Below are 25,201 nucleotides of genomic sequence, written 5' to 3'. Positions count from 1 at the left end.
TAATTAATTGAAGAAACGTTCGAAGGCTTCGCTGGCGCGCTGGACGTTGTCGACGAGGGTTTTGACCTCGGTCACGATGTTCGTCAGGCTGGAGTCGGAGCTCAAGGCGCCGAACATGTTGTAGACAATCTGCCCGTTCGGCATGGACTCGATACCGATCGAGGACAACGGGAACATCTCCCGGCTGCGCAGCACGGCGTCGTTGAAAGCCGGAATGTCATTGATGGACTCGACGTCGACCAGAACGGTATCGACGATGATTTGTTCGCCCACCACCGCGATGTAAATTGGCAAGCCACCGAAATCGTTCATTTCCAGCTTGATGCTGGATTCAGAGCCTTGAACGAGAGAAAGTGTAATGTCGTTCGAAACCACTTCGTCCAGGGCCTGGAGGGCGCTGTAGAGGCGATCGATGTTCCAGTTAGTACCTGCGCTCATGTAATTCTCCGACATGAATGAGCCAGCCAGAATCGGTTGGCGAAGCTGTTTCTCCATCTGCTTGAGCAGGCTTCGGTTTTCGGGAAGCACCCAAGTCTCGTGTTTCACATAACCGGCGGCACCCAGGCCCGCGCGCATCTGCTTCATGTAAAAGCTCGATGGTTTTTTCGCGGACGGTTTTGAGCGCTCTCCCTTGTGGCTTGCCGATTCGTTATCGGGCCCCGTGGGAGGACTCGGTGGAGAGCTGCTTTTCATGGGGCTGACCTCGTTGTGAAAAACTCACGCGTGAGAAACACTACAGGCAATTTTTGCCACGCTCAATAGCTCACGCGTGAGATTTTTTGTCATACATTTTTCGCCCCACGAAAAAGGCCCGCAGCGCTCAAGCGCGGCGGGCCCTTTTTGGAATTTGATCAATACGTTAAGTGGTTAATGGGTGGTCGCCAGGAATTCGTCAGTGGAAATCACGCTCGCATAGGCGAAACCCAGGGCCGACATGAAGGCGGCGTGCACTTGGGCTGCCGGGACCGTGACACCGTTGAACTCCAGATCACGGGTAGCGCAGGCGTCGTGAATCACCGTGACGGTATAGCCCATATCGGCAGCCGCGCGGGTGATGCCGTCGACACACATGTGGCTCATGCTGCCGACGACGACCAGTTCCTTGATGCCTTGCTCGTCGAGGATTGACTGTAGTTCGGTTTCGCGGAACGAGTTGACGAAGTGTTTGAGCACGACCGGTTCGTCGGCGCGGTTGAGGACTTTAGGGTGCAGCTTCGCGCCTTCGGAGCCCGGCGTGAAAAAGGGCGCTTCGTCGGAGGTGAATTCGTGGCGGATGTGCACCACCGAATCACCCGCATCGCGGAAGGCTTTGAGCAGACGAACGGTATTGTCCGCCGCGGCATCGGCGCCGACCAGCGGCCACTTGCCTTGGGGGAAGTAGTCGTTTTGGATATCAACTACGATGAGTGCTTGCTTGGCCATGACTGTTTCCTCGAAGTGCTTGTTGGGTGTGGAAGGAAGTATTGGGTCTGGCAGGCCGTCCGAGGATTGGCCGCACCGACAATAGAAGGGGGAAAACTGACAATGGACGCAGAAAGGCCAATCGCCGAGTTGGGCGTGCTGATCTATCCCGGTGCGCAGATGGCGGCGGTGCATGGATTGACGGACTTGTTCGGGGTGGCGAACCGGATTGCCGCCGAGCATCAGGCGGCGCGGTTGCCGTTGCTGCGGGTCAGCCATTGGCAGGTTGATGGCGATCAGGCGCCCGAGCGGGTCTACGACAGTCATCCTGCTGCGGACGGCGCGTTGGTGGCGGTGTTGATCCCGCCGTCGATTGCCGGTTTTTCCGAAGGCCAGGCACCGCAGGGGCTGACTCGCTGGCTGCGTCAGCAACACGCCAATGGCGCGACACTCGGCGGGGTTTGTGTGGGGTCGATTCTGTTGGCCGAAAGCGGCCTGCTTGACGGTCGTAGCGCCACCACCCACTGGACCTCGGCCAAAACCTTCGCCGAGCGTTACCCGGCGATCAAGCTCAAGGCCGAAACCCCCATCGTTGACGACGGAGACCTGATCACCACCGCTGGGCTGATGGCCTGGTCCGAACTGGGCTTGCGTCTGGTCAACCGCCTGCTGGGGCCAAGCATTGCCACCAGCACCGCGCGGTTTCTGGTGGTGGAGCACAGCGACAGCGCGAGCGAGTGCGGCAGCAATTTTTCACCCATTCTCAGCCATGGCGACGCCTCGATTCTCAAGGTCCAGCATTGGTTGCAAAGCACTGGAGCGACCGATGTGTCGCTGGCGGCGATGGCCGAGCGGGCAGGGCTGGAAGAGCGCACGTTCCTGCGTCGATTTCGTGCGGCAACCGGACTCAAACCCACTGAGTACTGCCAGCACCTGCGGGTCGGCAAGGCCCGGGAAATGCTCGAGTTTACCAACGGCACCATCGATCACATTGCCTGGACGGTGGGTTATCAGGATCCGAGTGCCTTTCGGGCGACGTTCAAGAAGATTACCGGGTTGGCGCCGAGTGATTACCGGACACGGTTTGGGGTGACGCCCTCAGCCGTGGCTCGGTAGCCAGATCACAACAGATCAAAATGTGGGAGCGGGCTTGCTCGCGAAGGCTGACTGTCAGCCACCATCAATGTTGAATGTAAAACCGCTTTCGCGAGCAAGCCCGCTCCCACATTGGATCTGTGTAAGCCTTCGGTCGTGCAAAATGCCGGAATCTTGAAGGCTGTCGTGCAGAATCAAACAGGCACGGTGCCATCATGTTTTTCGTAACTGGCTGATTTGAAAAACGTTTGTCTTTGGCCCCCCTTGGCCTGATCTCTGCACCCCTTCAACTACATTCATCAAGCGCAGACTGAAGGGGGACGCATGACCCCAGCAAGCCGCAAGAAACTGGTGGTCGCCCACTCCGTGCGCCCCGAGGCTCCGTTGCACGAAGTGGAAACCAATCGTGCGCTGGCCCGTTGGCTGGCACAGATCCTGGGGCTTAAATACGGCGGCAGTTACGACCCCGAACTGCACAACGGTCGAGACCTTTATCTGTTGCCGACCCAGACGCTTGTTGGCGTCGCTGCCGCCCGGCAATTGGGCGTCAAGGGGCCGGAGGATTTATGGGGCGGTTACGTCGACCATGATTTCATCTGTACCAAAGCCATCAGTCACGGGCTGCGCAACAAAGATGCTCACGCACCGGAAGGCTGGTCACCGTTGTTTTCCGAACGGGTGCGCAGCGTGGTGCTCGACGGCCTCAGTGTTTTTTCCATGGCCGATGCGCGTCCTGCGGCGGAGCATCTGCTCTACAGCGGCCCGATCCGCATCAAGCCGATTCATGCCTGCGCCGGACGCGGTCAGGAAGTGATCAAAAGCCTCGACCAATTCGATGCCATCCTCGCCAGACCCGAGGCCAATGCGCTGTTCACCGAAGGTGTGGTGCTGGAGCAGGACCTGGACCACGTGATCACCCACAGCGTCGGTCAGAGCTTTATCGGCGACACGGTGCTGAGTTATTGCGGTGATCAATACTTGACCGAAGACGGTCAGGGCGAGCAGGTTTATGGAGGGTCCAACCTGCTGGTGGTGCGGGGTCACTACGATGATCTGCTCGAACTGGAACTACCGGACGATGTGCGGCTGGCGATCCGGCAGGCGCAAGTGTTCGACCGCGCCGCGGATGAGGCTTATCCCGGTTTCTACGCCTCGCGGCGCAACTACGACATCGCCCAAGGTGTCGACAGTAATGGCAAGCAGCGCAGCGGTGTGCTCGAGCAGTCCTGGCGGATGGGCGGTGCCAGCAGCGCCGAAGTTGCCGCCTTGCAAAGCTTCGTCAACGACTCCGGGATGCGCGCGATTCGCGTGTCGTCGGTCGAGACCTACATCGACCAGCCGCTGCCGGCGGACGCCATCGAGGTGTATCGCGGGCCGGCGCAAAACAGTGACTTTCTTCTCAAGTACGTAACGGTTAAATCCTATGACGGCTAGAAGCGAAACCATTCAGATCGACATCGACGATGAGCAGATGGTCGGGACTTTTCTCAGTCCCAAATCGAAAGTACCCGGCGTGCTCTTTGTGCACGGTTGGGGCGGCAGTCAGGAGCGAGACCTGGAGCGGGCCAAAGGCATAGCCGGTTTGGGTTGCGTGTGCCTGACGTTCGACTTGCGCGGGCACACCGGCGGGGCCGGAATTGCGCTGAATCGAGTCACGCGCGAAGACAACCTGCGCGACTTGCTGGCGGCGTATGACCGCTTGCTCGCGCACCCGGCGCTCGATACGTCGGCGATTGCCGTGGTCGGCACCAGTTATGGCGGTTACCTGGCCTCGATCCTGACGTCATTGCGTCCGGTGCGCTGGCTGGCGCTGCGGGTGCCGGCGCTGTATCGCGATGATCAATGGCACACGCCAAAACGTGACCTGGACAAGCTCGATTTACGTGATTACCGCAGCACGTTAGTCCGCGCCGAGAGCAATCGTGCGCTGCATGCCTGTTCGCAATTTACCGGGGATGTGCTGCTGGTGGAGTCCGAGACCGACGACCATGTGCCCCACTCAACCATCATGAGTTACCGCGCTGCGTGTCAGCAGACCCACTCGCTGACCCACCGGATTATCGACGGCGCCGATCACGCCTTGAGCGAACCTGTTTCGCAACAGGCATACACCTCGATCCTGGTGGGCTGGATCACCGAAATGGTAGTGGGCGAGCGGTTGAGCATTATCCAATCAACCTGAGACCTGTGGTGTTCTTGCGATCAATTGCGAGCAAGCTCGCACACTCGACCTGTGTTCGCAGGACTAATGTGGGAGCGAGCTTGCTCGCGATGACGGCCTCACAAACACCAGATCACTTGGGCTTTTTCGCGATCCGCAACGACTTGGCCTTGGCTTCCACGATCAGGTACATCACCAGGGTAATCAGTAGCGGCAAGATGAAATAGATCGCCCGATAGGCCAGCAATCCGGCCACCAGGCTCCCTCGGGACACTTCATGTTGCAGCAGCGCCACGAACACCGCTTCCAGCACGCCAAGCCCGGCAGGAATGTGCGTGATGACCCCGGCAATCGCGCTGATCAGCAACACCCCGAGCACCAGCGGGTAATCCAGCTTGCTCGGCAGCAAGGTGAAAATCACCGCCGCCATCAGCGACCAATTCAGCGCCCCGAGGGCCAGTTGCAGCACCGCCATGCGCAGGGAAGGCAGGTCGATTTCCACCCCGCGTATCGCCCACTCCCGCCGCTTGGAAAACTGACACGCTGCCAGATACCCTGCGCTCACCAGCAGCAACAACACACCCACACCTTGCAAGGCGCCGCTGCTCAGCTTCCAGCCTGGCGGCATTCGCACCAATCCGCTGCTGAACACTGCACCGGCAATCACCATGTAACCAAACCAGTTTGTCGCGAGACTCAACCCGAGAATTTTCGCGATGTTGCCCTTGCTCACCCCGAGTCGCGAATACAGCCGATAACGCATGGCAATACCGCCGACCCAAGCGCTCAGATTGAGGTTGAAGGCATAGCTGATAATCCCCACCGGCAGGATCTGCTTCCACGTCAGGTCCTGGCGAATGTAGGTACGGCCGATCAGGTCGAAGCAGGCGTAAACCAGAAAACTCACCAAGGTCAGACCGGACGCGATGATCAGCGTGCGCACCTTGAAATCTGCGAGGTTGTCGAATACTTCATCCCATTCGATGCGCTGGGCAAGCATCGTGAACAGCACGATCAGCGCCAGGAAAAACAGCATTGTCAGCGGCCGTTTCCAGCGGCTCCAGCGGGATTTGGTCGGGTTGTCGGCGAGGGTCGCCGGTTGTGTATCAGAGTGGCTCATCAGGTGTCACTCCCGGCGGAATGGGAAAAAGGTTTCAGGCGCGGTTTATGCGCCGGCAGCCAACCGGCCCAGGCCGGGAATTGCGCCAAGAAGTGAAACACCAGAAAGCCGACGGTCATGTGCCAGACCCGTCCACGCGGGGTTTTGTCGACGGACATGACCTTGCAATGGTTGTTACTCAGGTCTTCGAGGCGCTCGAACAGGTCGCGGTTGAAGGCGCGATCGCGGATCAACACATTGGCTTCCAGGTTCAAGGACAGGCTCAACGGGTCGAGGTTGCTCGAACCGACCGTGCTCCAATCCTCATCCACCAGCGCGACTTTGCCGTGCAGCGGACGGTCGCAGTATTCGTAAATCTGCACGCCGGATTTGAGCAGGTAGTCATAGGTCATGCGTGCGGCGAGTTTGGCCGCCAGCATATCGGGTTGACCTTGCAGGATCAGTCGCACATCGACGCCACGGTGCGCCGCGTTGCGGATCTCGCGCAGCAGGCGATAGCCCGGAAAGAAGTAGGCATTAGCGATCACCACTCGGCGCTGGGCACTGCGCAGCACCTGTCGGTAAACCTCTTCGATGTCAGTCGGATGCTCGCCGTTGTCGCGGTACACCAGGCGAACCTGGCCGTCATGATCGGTGAACACCAGTTCCGAGCGCCGTTGCCTGCGTCGTTGCCACCAGTATTTGGCGCGAGCCGGGCGACCGCATTGCAGCAAGGCGAAGTGATGGATGTCGGCCACCGCCGGGCCTTGCACTTCAACGGAATAATCCTGCTTGGCCTCAGGGCCGAAGTCAGCCAGATGGTCGGCAGAAAAGTTGATGCCGCCGATGAACGCAATCGTGCCGTCGACCACCACGATCTTGCGGTGCAGGCGGCGGAACCAGTTGGTGCGGATGCCGAGATGTTTGGGCGCGGGGTCGAAAATCTGGATGCGCACGCCGGCCTCACTCAGGGCGGTGAGGTATCCCGTGCTCAGTTCACCGCAGCCAAAGCCATCGAGACTGGCGGTGATTCGCACGCCGCGTTGAGCGGCGGCGATCAGTACTTCCTGCAGCTCTTCACCGACCTTATCCTCAAACACAATGAAGGTTTCCAGCAGGATTTCAGTCTTCGCCTGACGTATGGCCTCGAACACCCGAGGGAAATACGCTTCGCCGTTTTCCAGCAGCTCTACGCGGTTGTTGCCTTGCCAGCCATATTCGACGTCGACCACCCCCGGCTCACGAATCGCCGGGGTCGTGGATAAGTGCTCCACATGGGTTTTATCCATCGATGGGCTGCTCATAGCTCGATCTCCACCGATAGTGGTGCATGGTCGGAAAGGTGTGACCAGGGTCGCGCGGCCAGCACTTGCGGCTGACTGGCCTTGAGGTTGCGCACGTAGATGCGGTCGAGGCGCAGCGCTGGCAAGCGCGCTGGAAAACTGCGCGCTGGTTTGCCGTGGAGTTCGGCGAAAACCTCCCGCAGACCGCAGGGTTTGAGCAGTGCGTCGGCGCGCTGGCGCCAGTCGTTGAAGTCACCGGCAACGATCACCGGGGCATCGCTGGGCAGTTCTTCGAGGCACTGGGCCAACAACTTGAGTTGTTCGGTCCGGTGGGTTTCGCGAAGACCCAGATGCACACAAATGGCATGCACTTCCTGGCCGTCACCGGGCAGGCGCAGCACGCAATGCAGGATGCCGCGGCTCTCGTGACCGCTGATGGAAACGTCGAGGTTGTCGTGGCGAATGATCTGGAATTTCGACAGCAGCGCATTGCCGTGATCGCCCGCTGGATAGACCGCATTGCGTCCATAGGCGAACTGCGGCCACAGGGTGTCGGCGAGGAATTCGTATTGCGGTATCGCCGGCCAATTGCTGTAGCGCTGGGGATGATGCTCGTGGGTGCCGTGGACTTCCTGCAAAAACACCACGTCGGCGGACACGCTGCGCACCGCTTCGCGCAATTCGGGCAGGATGAAGCGCCGGTTGAGCGCGGTGAAACCCTTGTGCGTGTTGACCGTCAGCACGGTGAAGCGGCGCACGGCGGTGATGATAGTTTGCTGTTCGTCGGTGGTGCCGACCGGTTCGGAAATGCTCATGACAGCACCCCCTCGGCGGCCAGTTCACCGGGACGGGTGGCGAGGTCTTTATCCAGATGAAAGCGCTCCAGCAAGCGGCGGGCATCGAAGGGCGCGCGGACTTTGATGTCGTTGTCGAAGTAGCAAAACACCTCACGGGATTTGCGCGCCTTGGGCTTCTGCCGGGGCGCGATCAATTGCGGGTCGCTCGGTTGCTGGCCGTGGTACCAGGCTTCGATCCGGTCACCCCAGCGTTTCAGCGCCTCGGGGGTGTAACCGCTGGCATAGAGTTCTTCGGCACCGTGCAGGCGCAGGTAGACGAAGTCGCTGGTGAGGTCTTCGCGGTACGGCCATTTACCGGCGGTGTCGGCGATGACGAGGGCCGCGTTATAGCGTTTGAGCAGGCGGATGAAGGCCGGGTCGACGAAGCTCTCGTTTCTGATTTCTACGGCATGGCGCAAAGGCTTTTTCCCGTAGGCCTTCAGGCTGGCGTGACCGTTCACGTGCGAATCATGCTGGCGGGCGAGGGCGGCGGCCTCTTCGGTGTTGTGAGGCAACTGCTCCAGAAAGGTTTCGAACAGCTCGGCATCGAATTTGAAGTTGGGCGGAAATTGCCAGAGGATCGGGCCGAGTTTTTCTTTGAGTTCCAGCACCCCGGACGCAAAGAAATTCGCCAAGGGTTTATGGACGTCCCGCAGTCGCCTGATGTGGGTGATGAAACGCGGGGCTTTGACGCTGAAAACGAAGCCCCTCGGGGTTTCGGCGTACCACTGGGCATAACGTTCGGGCCGTTGCAGGGCGTAAAACGATCCATTGATTTCGATGCTGTTGACCGCCCGTGAGGCGAATTGCAATTCGCGCTTGTGGGTCAGCCCCTTCGGGTAGAAATCCCCCCGCCAGGGCGTGTAGCGCCAGCCTGAAATACCGATGTGGATCGCCGCCATGTCGCCTCCCGTCTAATGGTTCTCGGACTGCCCCTGTCTTTTGATGACTGCGAGGCGTGCGAGAAAGTTTCGACGGGACTACGGACGGCATCGACCAAACACCACAGACCAAATGTGGGAGCGGGCTTGCTCGCGAAGACGGCGGCACATTCAACATGGATGTGACTGACAGACCGCTTTCGCGAGCAAGCCCGCTCCCACAGGGTTTAGTGACCGGCAACAACCTGGGTCGAGCTCTCTGCATACACCGGGCCCAATCGATCAAGACGACCGCTCCACGCGGTCAGGGCCAACGCGACCAACACCACCAGACCGCCAATCCAAGCGGTGTGGATCAGGCCCATGTGAGCAACGATCAAGCCACCGCCCCATGCGCCACCGGCGATGCCGAGGTTGAACGCGGCAATGTTCAGGCCCGACGCCACGTCCACCGCATGCGGCGTGTGGTGTTCGGCCTGCCGCACCACGTAAACCTGCAAGCCCGGCACGTTGCCGAAGGCAACCGCGCCCCAGACCAGCACGGTGGCCAGGGCCATCCATGGGTTGCCGGCGGTAAAGGTCAGTACGAATAACACCGCCGCGAGCAGGGCGAAGATGGTTTTCAGGGCGCTGATCGGGCCGCGTTTGTCTGCCAGTTTGCCGCCCCAGATATTGCCGACGGCTACCGAGATGCCATAGACCAGCAACACCAGGCTGACGGTGCTGGCGCTGAAGCCGGAAATATCCTGAAGAATCGGTGCCAGGAAGGTGAACGCGATGAACGAGCCGCCGTAACCGACCGCGGTCATGGCGTACACCAGCAGCAGACGGGGTTGCTTGAGCACCTGCAATTGCTGCAACAGTGAAGCCGGTTTGCTGTGGGCAATGTCTTTCGGCACGTAAAGCAGGCTGCCGATGAACGCGATCACACCCAGTGCAGACACCGCGAGGAAGGTTTCACGCCAGCCGAAATGCTGACCAATGAACGTCCCCAGTGGCACGCCGGTGACCAGTGCCACGGTCAGGCCGGTGAACATGATGGCGATCGCGCTGGCGGCTTTTTCCTTCGGCACGAGGCTGGTGGCGATGGTCGAGCCAATCGAGAAAAACACCCCGTGGGCCAGGCCGGTGATGATCCGCGCAATGATCAGCGACTCGTAGCTTGGTGCTTTCCAGGCCAGCAGGTTGCCGAGGGTGAACAGCACCATCAGCGACAACAGCAGCATTTTGCGCGGGACTTTGCCGGTGAGGGCGGTCAGCACCGGGGCGCCAATGGCAACGCCCAATGCGTAGAGGCTGACCAGCAGGCCGGCGGACGGCAGGCTGACGCCGAGGTCGGCGCCAATGGTGGGTAACAGGCCAACGATGACGAACTCGGTCGTCCCGATGGCGAAGGCGCTGAGGGTCAGCGCGAGCAAGGCAATGGGCATGGCTGCAACTCCGGGGATTGATTGATGGAGCGCAGTGTCGGGGTTTGGGTTATGCGGAAAAATAGGGGGATGGGCATTTGATATTTGCGTGTAGATCAAATATCGAAAGGGTTAAAGGTTTTTCAGCTGCAACGCAGACCCTGTAGCCGCTGGCGAAGCCTGCGTCCGGCTGCGCAGCAGTCGTAAAGTCAGACACTGCGGTGTGCCAGATTCACCGTGCACTCAGGGTTCACGACTGCTTCGCAGCCGAACGCAGGCTTCGCCAGCTGCTACACGGATTGCGTTATGGCCGCATCAGCTGGTTATCTCCCGGCCAAAACCGAACTTGCCTACAATTCCCCGATCAGTTCCTTACAGACCCTTTCGCAGGAGCGCCGCGTTTGTTCAAGTTCAAGACCGCGATACTACTGGGGGCGTTGCTGATTCTGGGCAGCAACGAGCTGGAGGCTGCCGCACTACCGGGTGTGCCGGCGGCGACCACCGCCACGACACCACTGGCCCACCCCGAACCGCTGGTACAGGGTGGTTTGCTGGGTGCCATCAGTTCGAGCATTGAGGAAGTCCAGGGCAAACTCGATCTCAACGAGGACCTGCTGGACGCCTGGCGTCTGCGTGCAGACCGGGCGGCGGTTGAGGTGGATCAACTGGTCAATCGTCCTTCGGCCCGTTCGAGCTGGAGCGTGGCGGGGGACTTCCTGCTGTTGTCCGGTGTGTGGATGGGCGTCTTTGTGCTGCTCTGGCTGCTGGGAGGACTGCTCTCCAAACGTCTGTGCCAGAACCGCCTGCTGCTCACTCGCGAGCGCGGTCAGGCTTTACTGGGTTATGTGTTGCCCTACACGGTTCCGGCGCTGATCAGCCTGCCCCTGACGCTGTATGTCAGCCACTTCTTGCAAGTGTCCGCCGGCCGGGCGCTGGCATTGTGTTTCGCCTATGCCACCAGCAGCGGCATTTTCGCCGCGTCGTTGCTGTTGTCGCTGGTGGTGCTGTTCAACGCCGGCCACAAGCGCCGGGCGGTGCAGATTATTCGTCAGTACAGCCCACGACCGCTGTTTTTGATGGGCTTCCTCGTGGCCCTGAGCGACGCCTTGACCAGTCCGCAGATCGCCCGCCTGCTCGGCGGCAATCTCACCAGCAGTGTCGCGGTGTTCACCGGGGTGGCAGCCTCGGTCACCTTTGGCATTTTGGTGATCAAGATGCGCCGTCCGGTCGCCCATCTGATCCGCATTTTGCCGTTGGCCCAGCGCCTCAGTCAGCCGGCCTTGCGTGAAATGCTGCGGATCTTTTCCGGGCTCTGGTACTGGCCGATTCTGTTGATGGTGCTGGTGTCGGTGATCAACCTGATCGGCATTGGCGATGACAACCAGAAAGTACTGCGCTGTGCGTTGTTTACTACGGTGCTACTGATTGCGATGGTGTTTCTTAGCACGTCGCTTCATCACCTGTTCAAGTCGCGCAGTGAGTTTGCCGTACGCCGCAGCAGTGCCTACAAAGAACGCTTTCTCAGCCTTTCACACGCGTTGCTGCGGATCGCCCTGGCGATTGTTTTTATCGATGTCCTGGGGCGCATCTGGGGTGTGTCGCTGTTCGAGTTTGCGGTGAGCAATTCGGTCGGCCGGGCGATCAGCGATTCCCTGAGCCGTATCGGTTTGATTTTCCTGGTGACCTGGATGGGCTGGGTGGTGTTGGACACGGCGATTCAGGAAGCCCTGAAACCACCCGTTAACAAACGCTCGGCGCGCCAACCCAGTACCCGAACCAAAACCATCCTGCCGCTGCTGCGCAATGCGATCAAAATCATCCTGGTGGTGATCTGCGCTATCACCACGATGGCTAACCTTGGGATCAACGTTGCGCCATTTCTGGCCGGTGCCGGTGTCGTGGGGCTGGCCATCGGTTTCGGTTCCCAGCAACTGGTGCAGGACGTGATCACCGGGTTGTTCATCATCATCGAAGACACGTTGTCGATTGGCGATTGGGTGGTGCTCGACTCCGGCCACGCCGGCACTGTCGAAGGCCTGACCATCCGCACCTTGCGCCTGCGCGACGGCAAGGGGTTCGTACACTCGGTGCCGTTCGGTCAGATCAAGGCCGTGACCAATCAATCGCGGCAATTCGCCTATGCGTTCTTTTCAGTGCAATTCACTTACGACACCGATGTCGACAAGGCTATCGAGTTGATCCGCGAGGCCGGGGATTCCATCCGCGACGACGCATTCCTCAAGTACAACCTGCAAGGGCCGCTGGATGTGTTTGGTGTCGACAAGATGGACCTTAACGGCGTGGTGCTGACAGCACAGTTCCGCACCGTGTCGGGTGGGCAATACGCAGTGAGTCGGGCGTTCAACCAGCGTTTGAAAAAGCTTGTGGATAACAGCCCGTGGGTGCATTTCGCGCAGACTTATCCACAGCAGGTGTTGATGCCTAGACAGGCTGTTGAGTCGCCGCAAAGCGATGGGCTTGCATCGGAGCATTCATCAGTGTTCCTGCCGGATCAGCCGCGTACTCAATGATTTTGTTGGCAGTGACGGCCCCTTCGCGAGCAAGCCCGCTCCCACAGGGGGAATGCGATCAAATGTGGGAGCGGGCTTGCTCGCGAAGGGGCCAGGCCAGGCAACGTCAATGTTGGATCAGTTTGCTACGGACCTCAGCACTGGTCTGCTGATCCAACTCCAGCCAGAAAGTCTGCTTGCCGGCGATCTCGGCAGCGGCGGGCAATCCATCGCGATACACCAATCGATTACTCGCCAATGCCGGCACTTTTGCTCCCGGCAGAAGCGTCCCCGCGAGGTTCAGCGGATCAACCCCGCACACGGCAATCAAACTCCCGTCATGCGGCCGTCGTCGCACCTCGCGCAGTAATGGAATGGCTTCGGGCAACGCAAATTGTTCACCGGCCAAACCACTGACAAACCGCCCACCGCGAATCTCGCCTCGAGCTTCCAGCCGATGGAAAGTGCGCAGCAATTCCCGCCAGCTCGGCAACCAATCCGCTTCACGCTCCAGCAAGCGCCAGAACACCACGCCGTAGCGCCGGAGCAAGGTCATGGCGATATGTTCCAGGGTGTCGGTCGGCGTCGGTGCCGGACGTTTGTTATCCACAACCGGAGCTTGCACGCCGCGTCGCAGCAAGGCCCAGCGCCCGGCATCGTCCATCCCGCCGACAAACGCTCCGCGCCCGCGTCGGCTGCTGCGATTCTGGCGTTTGCTGGCCGGAGTAATCAGCGCTCGCAGGCCGGCGAAGCTGTCGGCATTCACCAGCCCGGCGCCTACCAATTCCTGCAAGGCGATTTCCAGTTCCGAGCGCAGCAGGTGGGCCTCGTGAGTCAGCTCATCAAAAAACAGCGCGCCGTGTTGGCTCAGGGCTTCGTAGACTTTTTGCGTCTTGGGCGAGAGTTCGCTGACCGGCGTTTGCTCGGTCAACCCGCTCCACAACCCGACCTGACTGCGCGGCAATAGCAGAATCGGTGTGCTGCGCAATGCCGTGCTGGCGCTCTTGTTGCGCGCGGTCAGGCGAGTCCAGACCAGTTTGCCGCTGCGACACAGGTCATCCAGCCAATTCGCTGAATAGTCTTTTATTCGCGCCGGCAAAATATCGCTGTCCCAGGCTGAAGCGGCGGCGGGGTAGCCTTCGAACTGACCGACTATCGCGGGCAATACTGCGCTGCCCTGGCCTTGGGTCGTGGCGGACAGATGCTGCCAGTCGAACAGGAAACGCATGAAATCCTGCAACGCCACGGGTTCGATTTCCCGCCGTAGACGCTTGACGGTGTAGCGGTGAATCCGCGCCAGCAGATGCCGCTCGCACCATTCTTCCTCCGCCGTGCCGGGCGTGAATTGGCCACGCAGCACATAGCCTTCGCGTTCCAGTTGCGCCAACGCCTGGGTGACTTGAGTCGCCGTCAATCCGAGCGGTTCGGCAATCGCGCTCAGCGGCAGCGGACCGAACGCGCTGAGCCGCGCACGAATCACTTCCAGCACCGCTTCGTCGGGCGCCCAGACTTCATCGAACCCGGGCAACGCCTCCAACGGTGGCTGCAAAATCGCTTGTGGATAAATCGCCTGCAAGCAAGTCAACCGCTCCAGTGCCAACCATAGCGCTTGCCCAGCATTGACTTGCAAGCGGCTGGCGCGACCGCTGTCGGCCAGGGCGTTCAGCCAATCGAGCCAGTCTGGATGGGCCTTGGCCTCGACGTCGCTGATGCACGCGAGGCTCATCAACGCCTCATGCATTTCATCGACGCCAGTCGGCGTTGGCCAGGCTTCCTCGCGCACGGCTTGAATCGCGTCCGCATCCAGCGCGCCGAGGTCGTCGGTGGATTGCGGATCGCTCCAGCGGCGATTGAGCACTGCTTGAGTGCGGCGTTCTTCCAGCGGCGCATCGTCGAGAAAGGTGTAGGGTCGGGCACTGAGAATTTCCGCGGCCAGCGGTGAGGGGGCCGGCAGGTCGCGGCTGATCAAGCGGATGTCGCCACGTTCCATGCGCCGCAACAACGCCAGCCAGCCTTCGCTGTCCATGGCTTCGTGCAGGCAGTCGTCGAGGGTTTGTTCCACCAGTGGATGGTCGGGAATTTCCCGTTCGCCGGCGAGGTTTTCCACGCAGGCCATCTGGTCGGGAAATACGCTGGCGATCAGGTCTTCGCTTTTCATCCGCTGGATCTGCGGCGGGACTTTGCGTCCGCCACTGTAGCGCGGCAGCGCCAGAGCGACCCCTGCATTCCAGCGCCAGCGCACACCGAACAGCGGCGCATCGAGCACGGCTTGAATCAGGGTGTGCTCGGCGCTGTTGCTGTGCAAATAGCGCCAGACATCATCGAGTTCAAAACTGTGGCTGGCCGACAGCGACAGGACGATGGCGTCTTCGCTGGCGGCAGCCTGCAATTCGAAGTTGAAGGTGCGGCAGAAACGCTTGCGCAGGGCCAGGCCCCAGGCACGGTTGATGCGGCTGCCGAACGGCGTGTGAATGATCAATTGCGTGCCGCCGGACTCGTCGAAAAATCGCTCCATCAGCAGTGTGTCTTGTGACGGCAGGGCGCCCAATGTCAGGCGCGCACGGGCCAGGTAATCGACCAATTGTTCGGCACTGGCCAGGTTCAGACCGAGGGTGTCGGTCAGCCAGTCGATTGCGGGCTGCAAGTGACCGGGGGTGGCGCCGAGTAGCTCATCGAGTTGCGCTTGCAGGCGGGCCACGGCAAACGACAGTTCAGCGCTGCGCCCTGGCGCTTCGCCGAGCCAGAAGGGAATGGTCGGCGGTTGGCCCTGAGCATCTTCGACCCGGACCTTGCCGGTTTCGACCCGCAGAATTCGGTAGGAGGTGTTGCCCAATTGGAAGACATCCCCGGCGATGCTTTCCACCGCAAAGTCTTCGTTGACGCTGCCGAGGTTCAGCCCTTGGGGTTCGAGTAAAACGCTGTAATCGGCGTTGTCCGGGATCGTCCCGCCGCTGGTCACGGCGGTCAGTTTGGCGCCCCGGCGACCGCGCAGGGTGCGGGTCACCGCGTCGCGGTGCAAGTAAGCGCTGCGGATGCCCAGGCGACCGTTGTAGCCTTCGGCGAGCATCTGCAGCAGCGCTTGATAGTGTTTTTCGTCGAGTTCGCTGTAGGGCGAGGCGTTGCGGAACACCTCCAGCAGCGCCTGCTCCTGCCATTCCTGGCAACTGACCTCGGCGATGATCTGCTGGGCCAGCACGTCCAGCGGTGCCTTGGGGATCAGCAACGTGTCGAGTTCGCCGCGCCGCACGCAGTCGAGCAGGGCGGCGCATTCGATCAGGTCGTCGCGGGTGGTGGCGAACAAACGGCCCTTGGGTATGCCGCCGACCTGGTGCCCGGAGCGGCCGACCCGTTGCAGAAACCCGGCGATCGAGCGTGGCGAGGCGATCTGGCAGACCAGGTCGACATCGCCGATATCGATCCCCAGTTCCAGGGACGCCGTGGCGATCAGCACTTGCAGGTCGCCGCGCTTGAGCCGCTGTTCGGCGTCAAGACGAAACTCCTTGGCCAGGCTACCGTGGTGGGCGGCCACCGCCTCCTTGCCGAGACGCTCGCTCAAGTGACGGCTCAGGCGTTCGGCGAGGCGTCGGGTGTTGACGAAAATCAGCGTGGTGCGGTGTTCGCGGGCGAGGGCGGCGAGGCGGTCGTAGACCAGTTCCCAGATGTCGTTGGCCATCACCGCCGACAACGGCACGGGCGGCACTTCGATGTCCAGATCCCGCGGGCGGGCGTGGCCGATGTCGATGATTTCGCACGCGCGATCACGGCCCACCAGAAATTGCGAGACGGCTTCGATGGGTTTTTGCGTGGCAGACAGGCCGATTCGCATCAGCGGTTGCGCGCACAACGCTTGCAGTCGCTCAAGGCTCAGGGCCAGGTGACTGCCGCGTTTGCTGGCGGCGATCGCGTGAATTTCGTCGACGATCACCGTGCGGGCAGTGCTGAGCATTTGTCGGCCGGAGTCGGAACCGAGCAATACGTAAAGGGATTCCGGGGTGGTCACCAGAATGTGTGGGGCGGTCTTGCGCATCGCCGAGCGGTCTTTTTGCGGTGTGTCGCCGGTGCGCACGGCGGTGTTGATCTGCAATTGCGGCAAGCCCATCGCGCGTAACTGCTCGGTTATGCCGGCCAGCGGGTCTTGCAGGTTGATCTGGATGTCGTTGGACAGGGCTTTTAGCGGCGAAACGTAGACCACCAGGGTTTCATCCGGCAGATGGCCGCCGTTGGCCATTGCGCGGTGGACCAGGTCGTCGATGACCGCGAGGAACGCGGTGAGGGTCTTGCCGGAGCCCGTGGGTGCGGCGACCAGGGTCGAACGGTGCTGGCGGATCAACGGCCACGCCCGGGCCTGGGCGGCGGTGACCGTCGGGAAGGTGCTGCTGAACCAGGCGCTGACGGCGGGGTGGAAGCCTGCCAGGGCGCTGTCCGTCGGGATTGGCAGATTCATGGAACAATTTATGCGGGCGGGGTGAGGAAGATGCAAGTACCGCTGGAGATCTCTATTGATCCTTATGGCCCCTTCGCGGGCAAGCCCGCTCCCACATTGGATTTGTGTACGCCGCAGATCCCTTGTGGGAGCGGCGGTGCGACGATTCGACTTGCTCGCGAAGGGGCCGGAACAGGCAGCACAGATCCAAGGTATCTACACTTTACGGATGACGGTTGCGCACTAAACCCGCAAAATGCAACGATTCCGGCAACTATCGACGGCATCGCCCGCGAGCGGTGTCGATAAAGCCATTGTTTCAATCAGACTGGGCCTGCTGACTCTATGCGAATGCGCCTTATGTTACTGGGCGGCGGAAATGCCCTTGGGCAGGCGCTGATTCGCCTCGGTGCGGAGGAAGACATCGGCTTCCTCGCCCCCCGCCCACCGCAAGACGGCTGGGACGCCGCGACCCTGACGCAACTGCTCGACGACACCCGTCCGGACGCGTTGATCAACCTCGCCTATTACTTCGACTGGTTTCAGGCGGAGACGGTCAGCGAACAGCGTCTGGCCGGACAGGAGCGGGCAATCGAGCGTCTGGCCGAACTGTGCCAGCATCACAACATCGTGCTGCTGCAACCGTCGAGCTATCGGGTGTTCGATGGCTCCCGGGCGACGGCCTACAGCGAAAAAGACGAACCGGTGCCCTTGGGCCTGCGCGGTCAGGCTTTGTGGCGGATCGAACAAAGCGTTCGCGCCACCTGCCCGCAACACGTGTTGCTGCGCTTTGGCTGGCTGCTGGATGACAGCCCTGACGGCACCCTCGGGCGTTTCCTCGGTCGCGCCGAACTGCCTGAAGAATTGCTGATGGCTGATGACCGTCGGGGCAATCCGACGCCGGTGGATGACGCCGCGCGGGTGATTATCTCGGTCCTCAAGCAACTCGATTGCTCGGCGCCTCTGTGGGGCACCTACCATTACGCCGGGCATGAGGCGACCACGCCGCTGGCGCTTGGGCAGGCGATCCTCACCGAAGCACGTGCTCTGCACCCGCTGGCCATCGAAGCGCCGACCGCCCAGGCTCACGCCGCCCGGCCCGACGCCGCCGAAGAGCCGCAACACGCGGTGCTGGCCTGCAAGAAAATTCTACACACTTTCGGGATCAAGCCCCGCGCCTGGCGTGCGGCACTCCCAGGCTTACTGGATAGGTTTTATCGCCATGGCTGACGGCCCTGTTTTAATCACCGGCGGCGCCGGTTTCATCGGCTCGCACCTCACCGATGCCTTACTCGCCAAGGGCCATTCGGTGCGCATTCTCGATGACCTCTCCACCGGCAAACGCAGCAACTTGCCGCTGGACAATCCTGGCGTCGAACTGATCGTGGGTGATGTCGCCGATGCCGCGCTGGTCGCGCAGGCGATGGTCGGTTGCAGCGCTGTGGCGCACCTGGCCGCAGTGGCGTCGGTGCAGGCGTCGGTGGATGATCCGGTGAAGACTCACCAGAGCAATTTCATTGGCTCGCTGAATGTCTGCGAAGCCATGCGCCAGACCGGCGTCCAGCGGGTGCTGTACGCGTCCAGCGCAGCGGTCTACGGCAACAATGGCGAAGGCGAGTCGATCGACGAAGACACGCCCAAGGCACCGTTGACGCCCTATGCTTCGGACAAATTGGCGAGCGAACATTACTTCGATTTTTACCGTCGCCAGCATGGTCTGGAGCCGGTGATTTTCCGCTTCTTCAACATCTTCGGCCCACGCCAGGATCCGTCCTCGCCGTATTCCGGGGTGATCAGCATTTTCAGCGAGCGCGCGCAGAAGGGCCTGCCGATCACGGTGTTCGGTGACGGTGAGCAGACTCGCGACTTCGTCTACGTCGAAGACCTGGTCGACTTGTTGGTGCAAGCGATCGAGAAACCGCAGGTCGAAGTCGGCGCGGTTAACGTCGGCTGGAACCAGGCCACGACCCTCAAGCAAATGCTTGAAGCCCTTGAAGCGGTAGTCGGTCAATTGCCGCCGGTGAGCTATGGCCCGGCGCGCTCCGGTGACATTCGTCACTCGCGAGCGAACAATCAGCGTTTGCTGGAGCGCTTTACCTACCCAGAGCAGACACCGATGCGTGTCGGCCTGGCGCGGTTGTTGGGACGCTGAGGTTTTCCTCGACCATGAAAAAGGCACCTTTCGAGGTAATGCCGGTCAGTTAAGGAACGACACAATCCGTAGCAGCTGGCGAAGCCTGCGTTCGGCTGCGCAGCAGTCGTAAAACCTGAGTTTGCGGTCTTCCTGAAACACCGCATCGTCTGATCACGACTGCTTTGCAGCCGAACGCAGGCTTCGCCAGCTGCTACGGATCGCGTTTTGGCTTAACTGACCGGCATTAGCCTTTCGAGGCGCCTTTTTTTGTGTGGCAATTTTAGAACTTGTAACCCAGGCCAACCATGTAGATGAACGGGTCTACGTCCACATCGACCTTGGCGCGAGTGCCCTGCGCCACTGCGTTATTTTGCACGGTCGCGGTGGTGTCGATGTCGATGTAGCGCACTTGGGCGTTGATCATGATGTTGTCGGTCAGCATGTAGTCGGCGCCGACCTGGAACGCCATGCCCCAGGAGTTATCCGCCTTGAAGTTGCTGAAGCCGTTGGCGCTGGCTTCGCTGCCAACGTGCTCGTCGTAGATCCAGGTGTAGTTGATACCGGCGCCGACATACGGCTGGAACGCGGACTTCGCGTCCAGTGGGTAGTACACAACGCTCAGTGTCGGTGGCAGGTGTTTCAGCGTACCGAGTTTGCCGTTGGCTGCGCCCAGGGCGGTGCCTTTGATCTTCACGTCATGCTCGAACGGCGAGGCCGCCAGCAGCTCGATCCCCCAGTGGCTGTTGAGCATGTAAGCGAAGTTCAGACCCAGTTGCGTGTCGCTGCTCATGGTGGCCTTGCCACCCAGATCGGCACCCTTCAGGGGACCTTGATCAACCTTGACGCTAGAGCTGTCGGCTTTCGGGTTGACGGTGATTGCACCGGCACGAACGATGATATCGCCGGCTTCGTGGGCGTAGGCTAGCGGTGCTGCAAGCGCGAGGGCAAACAGCGAAGCGCTGAGCAATGACTTGTGCATGGAGAGCTCCAAAGGACGTTAAAAATTTCGATGTCCAATGGTACGGAGGCGTCTGATACGGTCTTTTGACTCAGCTCAATGAAACAGTGATGGCCCCAAAAGATCGCAACCTTCGGCAGCTCCTACATTGACCGCGTGCAAACCCGATCCTGTAGGAGCTGCCGAAGGCTGCGATCTTGGCGATATCAACGGTAAGAAAAATGACCGGGTTCACTCTGGCAATTCATACACATAAATCTTGTCCGCCTCCATCTGATACCCGGCATCCGCCAACTCGCTGGTCGACGCTTTAACCTGCAATGCCCCTTCGATCCAGTACGGCTGATACAACTCGTCGAGCTTCACGCCCACCTCGCTTTTGACGTGCACGATCTGGTTCGACGGCGGTGGCGGCACGTGGATGCAGGCGCCGAAATAAGGCACCAGCAGAAACTCGGTGGTGCGACCTTCTTCACTCACTTCCAGCGGCACGATGTAACCCGGTAAACGAATGTTCTGACCGTCGAGGCTTTTCACCACCGGTGCATTAGGCATGTCTTGCTTGGCCGCTGGCGCCGATTCGGCGGCCAACGCGCTGCCCATCTGTGACAGGTCGTGCAGCGGCGTCATGTTCGGCACTTCCGGTGCGGCGTCCGGCGGGATCATTTCCGACCAGGTCAGGTCTTTCGGCTCGGCCGCCCACAGGGGCAAGGCGACCAGCATCAACAGCGCAAGCACAGCGCGGGGCATGTTTAATGTCCTCATAAACGGATCGACAGGCCATCGGCCAGGGATTGGCGATACGCGCGCCAGGCCGGCACGCTGCCCATCAGCAACGCGGCGATCAGGATGCCACCGAGCAGCGTCCATTCATATTCGCTCGGCCAGGCCAGTGGCAGGTACAAGCCGTAATTCGCTTGCACATAACCCTGAGCCGCCGCGATGCCCACATACAGCAGCGCCACACCGGCAATCACGCCCGACAGTGCCAGGGCAAACGCCTCCAGCACCAACAACGTCGCGATGTGCCACGGTCGGGCACCCACCGAACGCAGAATCGCCATCTCCCGGCGGCGTTCGTTGAGGCTGGTGAGGATCGCCGTGAGCATGCCGATCAACCCGGTCAGCACCACGAACAGTGAGACCACGAACAAGGCTTTTTCCGCCGTGCTCATCAAACTCCACAGTTCTTGCAGCGCCACGCCCGGCAGGATCGCCAGCATCGGTTCACCCCGAAATTCATTGATCTCACGCTGTAGCGCGAAGGTCGAAATCTTACTGTTGAGGCCGAGCATGAACGCCGTGATCGCTTGCGGCGTCAGGTCCATGTTACGCGCCTGATCGGCACTGATCCGTCCGTTGCCGCGCGCCGGCACGCCGTTGTGCCAGTCGATGTGAATCGCTTCCATACCGCCCAGGCTGATATGCAACGTGCGGTCCACCGGGGTGCCGGTGCGTTTGAGAATGCCGGCCACGGTGAACGGCTTGTCGTCGTGCTTGACCAGGCTGATCACCGCCACGCCGTGGGCCAGCACCAGTTTGTCACCGAGTTTGTAGTGCAGCGCATCGGCCACTTCGGCACCGAGTACCACTTCAAACGGGTCGGTGGCGAAGGCCCGGCCGTCGGCCAGTTCCAGGTGCTGTTGATGGCCGTATTGATAGTGCTCGAAGTACGCCTCGGTGGTGCCCATCACCCGATAACCGCGATGGGAGTCGCCGAGGGACATCGGGATTGCCCACTTCACTTTCGGGTTGTTGGCGAAGTGCTCGAAGCTGTCCCAACGGATGTTGTTGGTGGCGTTGCCGATGCGGAACACCGAGTACAGCAACAGGTTCACCGAACCGGAACGTGCGCCGACGATCAGGTCGGTGCCGCTGATGGTGCTGGCGAAACTGGCCTTGGCTTCGGTGCGCACGCGCTCCACGGCTAGCAGCAGGCAGACCGACAGGGCAATGGCGAACGCGGTGAGGATCGCGGTGAAGCGGCGGTTAGCCAGGCTGGCCATGGCTAGACGAAACAAATACATCTCAGACCTCGGACGGGGTGGCGGCGCGATTGAGATCGGCCAGCGACAGGTGGCGATCGAACAGCGGTGCCAGGCTCTGGTCATGGCTGACGAACAGCAGGCTCGACCCGGCTTCGCGGCATTCGGCGAACAGCAAGCGAATGAAATTCTCGCGGGCGTCGTAATCCAGGGCCGAAGTCGGTTCGTCGGCGATCACCAATTCAGGCTGACCGATCAACGCGCGCGCAGCGGCAACCCGTTGCTGCTGGCCGATGGACAGCGAATCGGCGCGGCGGCTGAGGATGCTTTCATCCTTCAGACCCAGGTGGGCGAGGAGGGTGGCCGCCGCCTGATCGACGCTGCCATGGCGCAGGATCGCCCGTTGAGCGCGCAGCTTGGAAAAGTGGCAGGGCAACTCAACGTTCTCGCGCACCGAGAGAAACGGCAGCAAGTTGAACTGCTGGAAGATGTAGCCGGTGTGATCGACCCGAAAGCGGTCGCGAGCACCGGCCGAGAGTTCGGTCAGCTCCTGGCCCAGCAATCGGATGCTGCCGCGATTGGGCTTCTGCACACCGCCGAGCAAGCCGAGCAGGGTGGTCTTGCCACTGCCGCTGGGGCCTTTGAGGAACAGGGTTTCGCCAGGTTCCAGGCGAAACGCCGGGATATCCAGCAGCGGCGGATGACCGGGCCAGCTGAAGCCCAGGTCGGACAGTTCGATGAGTGCTTGGGTCATGTGAAACCGGTCAGGTGAGTGGTGGCCCCCTGTGGGAGCGGGCTTGCTCGCGAAGAGGACGTGTCAGTCGACATTGATGTTGCCTGACACACCGCATTCGCGAGCAAGCCCGCTCCCACATTGGTTTTGCGGTGGGTCAGAATTTCAGGGCGGCAGCCTTGGCCGTCACTTCAACCCCTTGCTGGCCGCTCGGGCTGATCAGTTGTACCTGAATCTTCTGGGTCGCCGGGAAGGTGTTGAAGATGTTCGCCAGGTCCAGGGTTTTCAGTGCGCCCGGTGCCGAGCAACTGAACTGGTAATGGGCGTGGATTTCGCTGTGGTCGTGGTGATGCTCGCCCTTGGCCTCTTCGTCGTGATCATCATCGGCATCCGGCTTGTCGCCGAACAACGGGCTCTCCAGTTCCTGAGTCGCAACCACGCAACCAGCGGCTTTCGGCAGGTTGAACAATACCAGCGGTTTCTCAAGCTGCGCACGAACGGCGGCGACTTTGGCCTTGTCGGCGTCGGTGGTGGCGGCGTGTTCGAAACCCACCAGGTTCATCGCCGGGCTTTCCAGTTCCAGCTCCAGGGTCTGACCGTCCAGTGCTGCGTTCAGGCGACCGACACCATGTTCGTGGGCGCCGAGGCTGCCGTGCTCATGATGATGTTCATCGGCAGCGTGGGCGACAGCGAGCGGCAACAGGGCAAACGGCAGAGCGAGAAGCAGACGGCGCATGGCGGGTCTCCGAAAAGTAAAATGAAGAGTTTGTTATGTGATCTTATAACGTAAGTGGCGAGAGTTTGACCGCCTGCTTGGCGTTGCACAAGTCCCATGGGAGCATGCAAGTCAGAAATGTGCAGGAGCAGACTTATGTTGCGTATACGCGGAAGTATCGGCGACTGGCCGGTGGATTTGACGCTGGAGATGGATGACGGCGACTGGGCGCGGCTCGGTGCGCAGTTGCAAGTGGTGAAACCGGAGGCCAGTGCAGCGCCGGCAAAACCGATCAATCAGGATGATGCGCTGTGGCAGATCGCCAAGGATTTGCTGCGCAAGGCCGGGCAATTGAGCGGGCCGGATTTGCTGGATCAGTTGGAAGGATTGACCGGCAGTGCGGCGTCGGCCAAGCGGTTGCTGGTGCGTTTGCGCCATTGCTCGGATGTGAAGGTGACGAGCGGCGGAGATACGCCGCTCTACAGATGGATCGAGTAAAACGCAAAGATCGCAGCCTCGCTTCGCTCGACAGCTCCTACAGGGAAACAACATCCCAAGTAGGAGCTGCCGAGTGAAACGAGGCTGCGATCTTTTGATCTTTCAATAAAGAGCAGCAAACAACTTGCGGCGGTACGTGGTCACCAGCGGGTGATCGTTGCCCAGCAGTTCGAACACCTGCAGCAAGGTCTTGTGCGGCAAGCCTTCGCTGTAGCTGCGATTGCGCACGAACAGCTTGAGCAACGCATCCAGCGCCGCATCGTACTGCTGACGGGCCAGTTGCTGGATCGCCAGCTGATAAACCGCTTCATCGTCCTGCGGATTTTTTGCCAGGCGCGCTTTCAGGTCTGCCGCATCCGGCAAATCCTTGGCCTGGCCGAGAAACTGGATCTGCGCCTTGGCGCCGGCGAGGGCGGCCTTGTGCTCATCGCTCTTGACCGCGTCGAGCACGGTTTGCGCTTCACCCAGCTCTCCACGTTCGGTGAGGCAGCGGGCGTAGAGAATCAGCGCCTTGGCATTGGTGTTGTCTTCGCCCAGCAGCACTTTCAGTGTGGCTTCGGCGTCGGCGAAGCGGTTGTCATCAAACAGCGCCTGAGCCTGTTCGAACGGGTCGGCAGCCGCCGGTGGCGGCATTTGCACGTGAGGTTCGAGCATCGCGCGCACGGCGGATTCCGGCTGTGCACCGGCAAAACCATCCACCGGCTGACCGTCCTTGAACAGCACCACCGTCGGCAGGCTGCGAATGCCAAAGCGCGAAACGATGTCCGGCTCGACGTCGCAGTTGACCTTGGCCAGCAGCAACTCGCCCTGATAGCTTTCGGCGATGGTTTGCAGCATCGGCATCAACGCCTTGCAGGGCGCACACCATTCGGCCCAGAAATCCACCAGCACCGGTTTGTGGAAAGAGTTCTCGATCACCGACTGCTCGAAATCGGCAGTCGTGGCGTCGAAGATGTACGGCGTTTCCTGACTCATGGGGGATCTCGTAAAAGCGTGAATGGGGCAACTATAAGGCTTGGTGGGGGCTGGCCGGAAGCGGTGTGGTCGTTGGAGATGTGTTGGCTGACAGGGCGCCTTCGC

The 25,201-nt window shown here is 60.8% G+C and carries 21 protein-coding genes; 7 read left to right on the top strand and 14 right to left on the bottom strand.

The window, feature by feature from the left end:
* Positions 1-3 precede the first annotated feature (3 nt).
* Together E3W21_RS29950 and E3W21_RS29945 are read right to left on the bottom strand one after the other, a co-directional pair.
* Complete coding sequence (locus E3W21_RS29950; protein WP_123365596.1) at positions 4-585, bottom strand: YjfI family protein; 582 nt, start codon at positions 583-585, stop codon at positions 4-6.
* Positions 586-867: 282 nt separating this feature from the next.
* Entirely contained in the window at positions 868-1,422 is a 555-nt protein-coding gene (locus E3W21_RS29945; RefSeq protein WP_134423333.1) for a cysteine hydrolase family protein, read from the bottom strand.
* Positions 1,423-1,524: 102 nt separating this feature from the next.
* Between E3W21_RS29945 and E3W21_RS29940 the strand changes: the two genes are divergently transcribed.
* From E3W21_RS29940 to E3W21_RS29930, 3 genes are all read left to right on the top strand, one after another.
* Complete coding sequence (locus E3W21_RS29940) at positions 1,525-2,517, top strand: GlxA family transcriptional regulator (protein ID WP_134423331.1); 993 nt, start codon at positions 1,525-1,527, stop codon at positions 2,515-2,517.
* A 303-nt stretch (positions 2,518-2,820) separates the two neighbouring features.
* A complete protein-coding gene (locus tag E3W21_RS29935; RefSeq protein WP_134423329.1) occupies positions 2,821-3,930 on the top strand; it encodes a DUF3182 family protein in 1,110 nt (369 codons plus the stop codon).
* Positions 3,920-4,678 (top strand): S9 family peptidase, encoded by a 759-nt coding sequence (locus E3W21_RS29930; protein ID WP_129440780.1) that lies wholly within the window; start codon positions 3,920-3,922, stop codon positions 4,676-4,678. The genes E3W21_RS29935 and E3W21_RS29930 overlap by 11 nt, the downstream gene beginning before the upstream one ends.
* 112 nt (positions 4,679-4,790) lie before the next feature.
* Here the strand turns inward: E3W21_RS29930 and E3W21_RS29925 are convergent, their stop codons facing one another.
* The 5 genes from E3W21_RS29925 to E3W21_RS29905 all read right to left on the bottom strand — a co-directional run bounded on the left by E3W21_RS29925 (position 4,791) and on the right by E3W21_RS29905 (position 10,186).
* Positions 4,791-5,777 carry a lysylphosphatidylglycerol synthase domain-containing protein gene (locus E3W21_RS29925; RefSeq protein ID WP_134423327.1) on the bottom strand — a complete coding sequence of 329 codons (987 nt, stop codon included), beginning with the start codon at positions 5,775-5,777 and terminating at the stop codon, positions 4,791-4,793.
* On the bottom strand, positions 5,777-7,060 hold the full coding sequence (gene clsB, locus E3W21_RS29920) for a cardiolipin synthase ClsB (protein WP_134423325.1): 1,284 nt from the start codon (positions 7,058-7,060) through the stop codon (positions 5,777-5,779). The genes E3W21_RS29925 and clsB overlap by 1 nt, the downstream gene beginning before the upstream one ends.
* Positions 7,057-7,854, bottom strand: coding sequence for an endonuclease/exonuclease/phosphatase family protein (locus E3W21_RS29915; RefSeq protein ID WP_129440786.1), 798 nt, complete (start codon positions 7,852-7,854; stop codon positions 7,057-7,059). Before E3W21_RS29915 ends, clsB begins: the two co-directional genes overlap by 4 nt.
* Positions 7,851-8,777 (bottom strand): DUF72 domain-containing protein, encoded by a 927-nt coding sequence (locus tag E3W21_RS29910; RefSeq protein WP_134423323.1) that lies wholly within the window; start codon positions 8,775-8,777, stop codon positions 7,851-7,853. Before E3W21_RS29910 ends, E3W21_RS29915 begins: the two co-directional genes overlap by 4 nt.
* 206 nt (positions 8,778-8,983) lie before the next feature.
* Positions 8,984-10,186 (bottom strand): MFS transporter, encoded by a 1,203-nt coding sequence (locus E3W21_RS29905; RefSeq protein ID WP_134423321.1) that lies wholly within the window; start codon positions 10,184-10,186, stop codon positions 8,984-8,986.
* Between the two features lie 380 nt (positions 10,187-10,566).
* On the opposite strand from E3W21_RS29905, the gene E3W21_RS29900 reads away from it, so the two are divergent.
* The gene (locus tag E3W21_RS29900; protein WP_134423319.1) at positions 10,567-12,696 is read left to right on the top strand and encodes a mechanosensitive ion channel family protein; all 2,130 of its coding nucleotides are present in this window, start codon (positions 10,567-10,569) and stop codon (positions 12,694-12,696) included.
* Between the two features lie 106 nt (positions 12,697-12,802).
* On the opposite strand, the gene E3W21_RS29895 is transcribed toward E3W21_RS29900, so the two are convergent.
* The gene (locus E3W21_RS29895) at positions 12,803-17,119 is read right to left on the bottom strand and encodes a DNA glycosylase AlkZ-like family protein (protein WP_134423317.1); all 4,317 of its coding nucleotides are present in this window, start codon (positions 17,117-17,119) and stop codon (positions 12,803-12,805) included.
* A gap of 324 nt (positions 17,120-17,443) precedes the next feature.
* Here E3W21_RS29895 and E3W21_RS29885 point away from each other — a divergent pair, with 324 nt between their 5' ends.
* Positions 17,444-18,328, top strand: a complete 885-nt coding sequence (locus E3W21_RS29885; RefSeq protein WP_046053235.1) for a sugar nucleotide-binding protein — start codon at positions 17,444-17,446, stop codon at positions 18,326-18,328.
* The gene (locus E3W21_RS29880; protein ID WP_134423313.1) at positions 18,321-19,250 is read left to right on the top strand and encodes an NAD-dependent epimerase/dehydratase family protein; all 930 of its coding nucleotides are present in this window, start codon (positions 18,321-18,323) and stop codon (positions 19,248-19,250) included. Before E3W21_RS29885 ends, E3W21_RS29880 begins: the two co-directional genes overlap by 8 nt.
* 262 nt (positions 19,251-19,512) lie before the next feature.
* On the opposite strand, the gene E3W21_RS29875 is transcribed toward E3W21_RS29880, so the two are convergent.
* The 5 genes from E3W21_RS29875 to E3W21_RS29855 form a co-directional block, all read right to left on the bottom strand.
* Complete coding sequence (locus E3W21_RS29875; protein ID WP_129440797.1) at positions 19,513-20,211, bottom strand: OmpW family protein; 699 nt, start codon at positions 20,209-20,211, stop codon at positions 19,513-19,515.
* 210 nt (positions 20,212-20,421) lie between these two features.
* Complete coding sequence (locus E3W21_RS29870) at positions 20,422-20,940, bottom strand: DUF3299 domain-containing protein (protein ID WP_129440799.1); 519 nt, start codon at positions 20,938-20,940, stop codon at positions 20,422-20,424.
* A gap of 11 nt (positions 20,941-20,951) precedes the next feature.
* Positions 20,952-22,217 (bottom strand): ABC transporter permease, encoded by a 1,266-nt coding sequence (locus tag E3W21_RS29865; protein WP_134423311.1) that lies wholly within the window; start codon positions 22,215-22,217, stop codon positions 20,952-20,954.
* A gap of 1 nt (position 22,218) precedes the next feature.
* Positions 22,219-22,929, bottom strand: a complete 711-nt coding sequence (locus tag E3W21_RS29860) for an ABC transporter ATP-binding protein (protein ID WP_134423309.1) — start codon at positions 22,927-22,929, stop codon at positions 22,219-22,221.
* A gap of 136 nt (positions 22,930-23,065) precedes the next feature.
* Entirely contained in the window at positions 23,066-23,644 is a 579-nt protein-coding gene (locus E3W21_RS29855; protein WP_134423307.1) for a DUF2796 domain-containing protein, read from the bottom strand.
* 135 nt (positions 23,645-23,779) lie between these two features.
* Here E3W21_RS29855 and E3W21_RS29850 point away from each other — a divergent pair, with 135 nt between their 5' ends.
* Positions 23,780-24,121 (top strand): hypothetical protein, encoded by a 342-nt coding sequence (locus E3W21_RS29850; protein WP_134423305.1) that lies wholly within the window; start codon positions 23,780-23,782, stop codon positions 24,119-24,121.
* A gap of 102 nt (positions 24,122-24,223) precedes the next feature.
* Here E3W21_RS29850 and trxA read toward each other — a convergent pair whose 3' ends face one another.
* Positions 24,224-25,096, bottom strand: coding sequence for a thioredoxin (gene trxA / locus E3W21_RS29845; RefSeq protein ID WP_129440809.1), 873 nt, complete (start codon positions 25,094-25,096; stop codon positions 24,224-24,226).
* Positions 25,097-25,201 lie beyond the last annotated feature (105 nt).

Source organism: Pseudomonas sp. F01002, assembly GCF_004402115.1.
Lineage (GTDB): Bacteria > Pseudomonadota > Gammaproteobacteria > Pseudomonadales > Pseudomonadaceae > Aquipseudomonas > Aquipseudomonas frigoris.
This window is presented reverse-complemented; position numbering and strand designations above follow the sequence as displayed.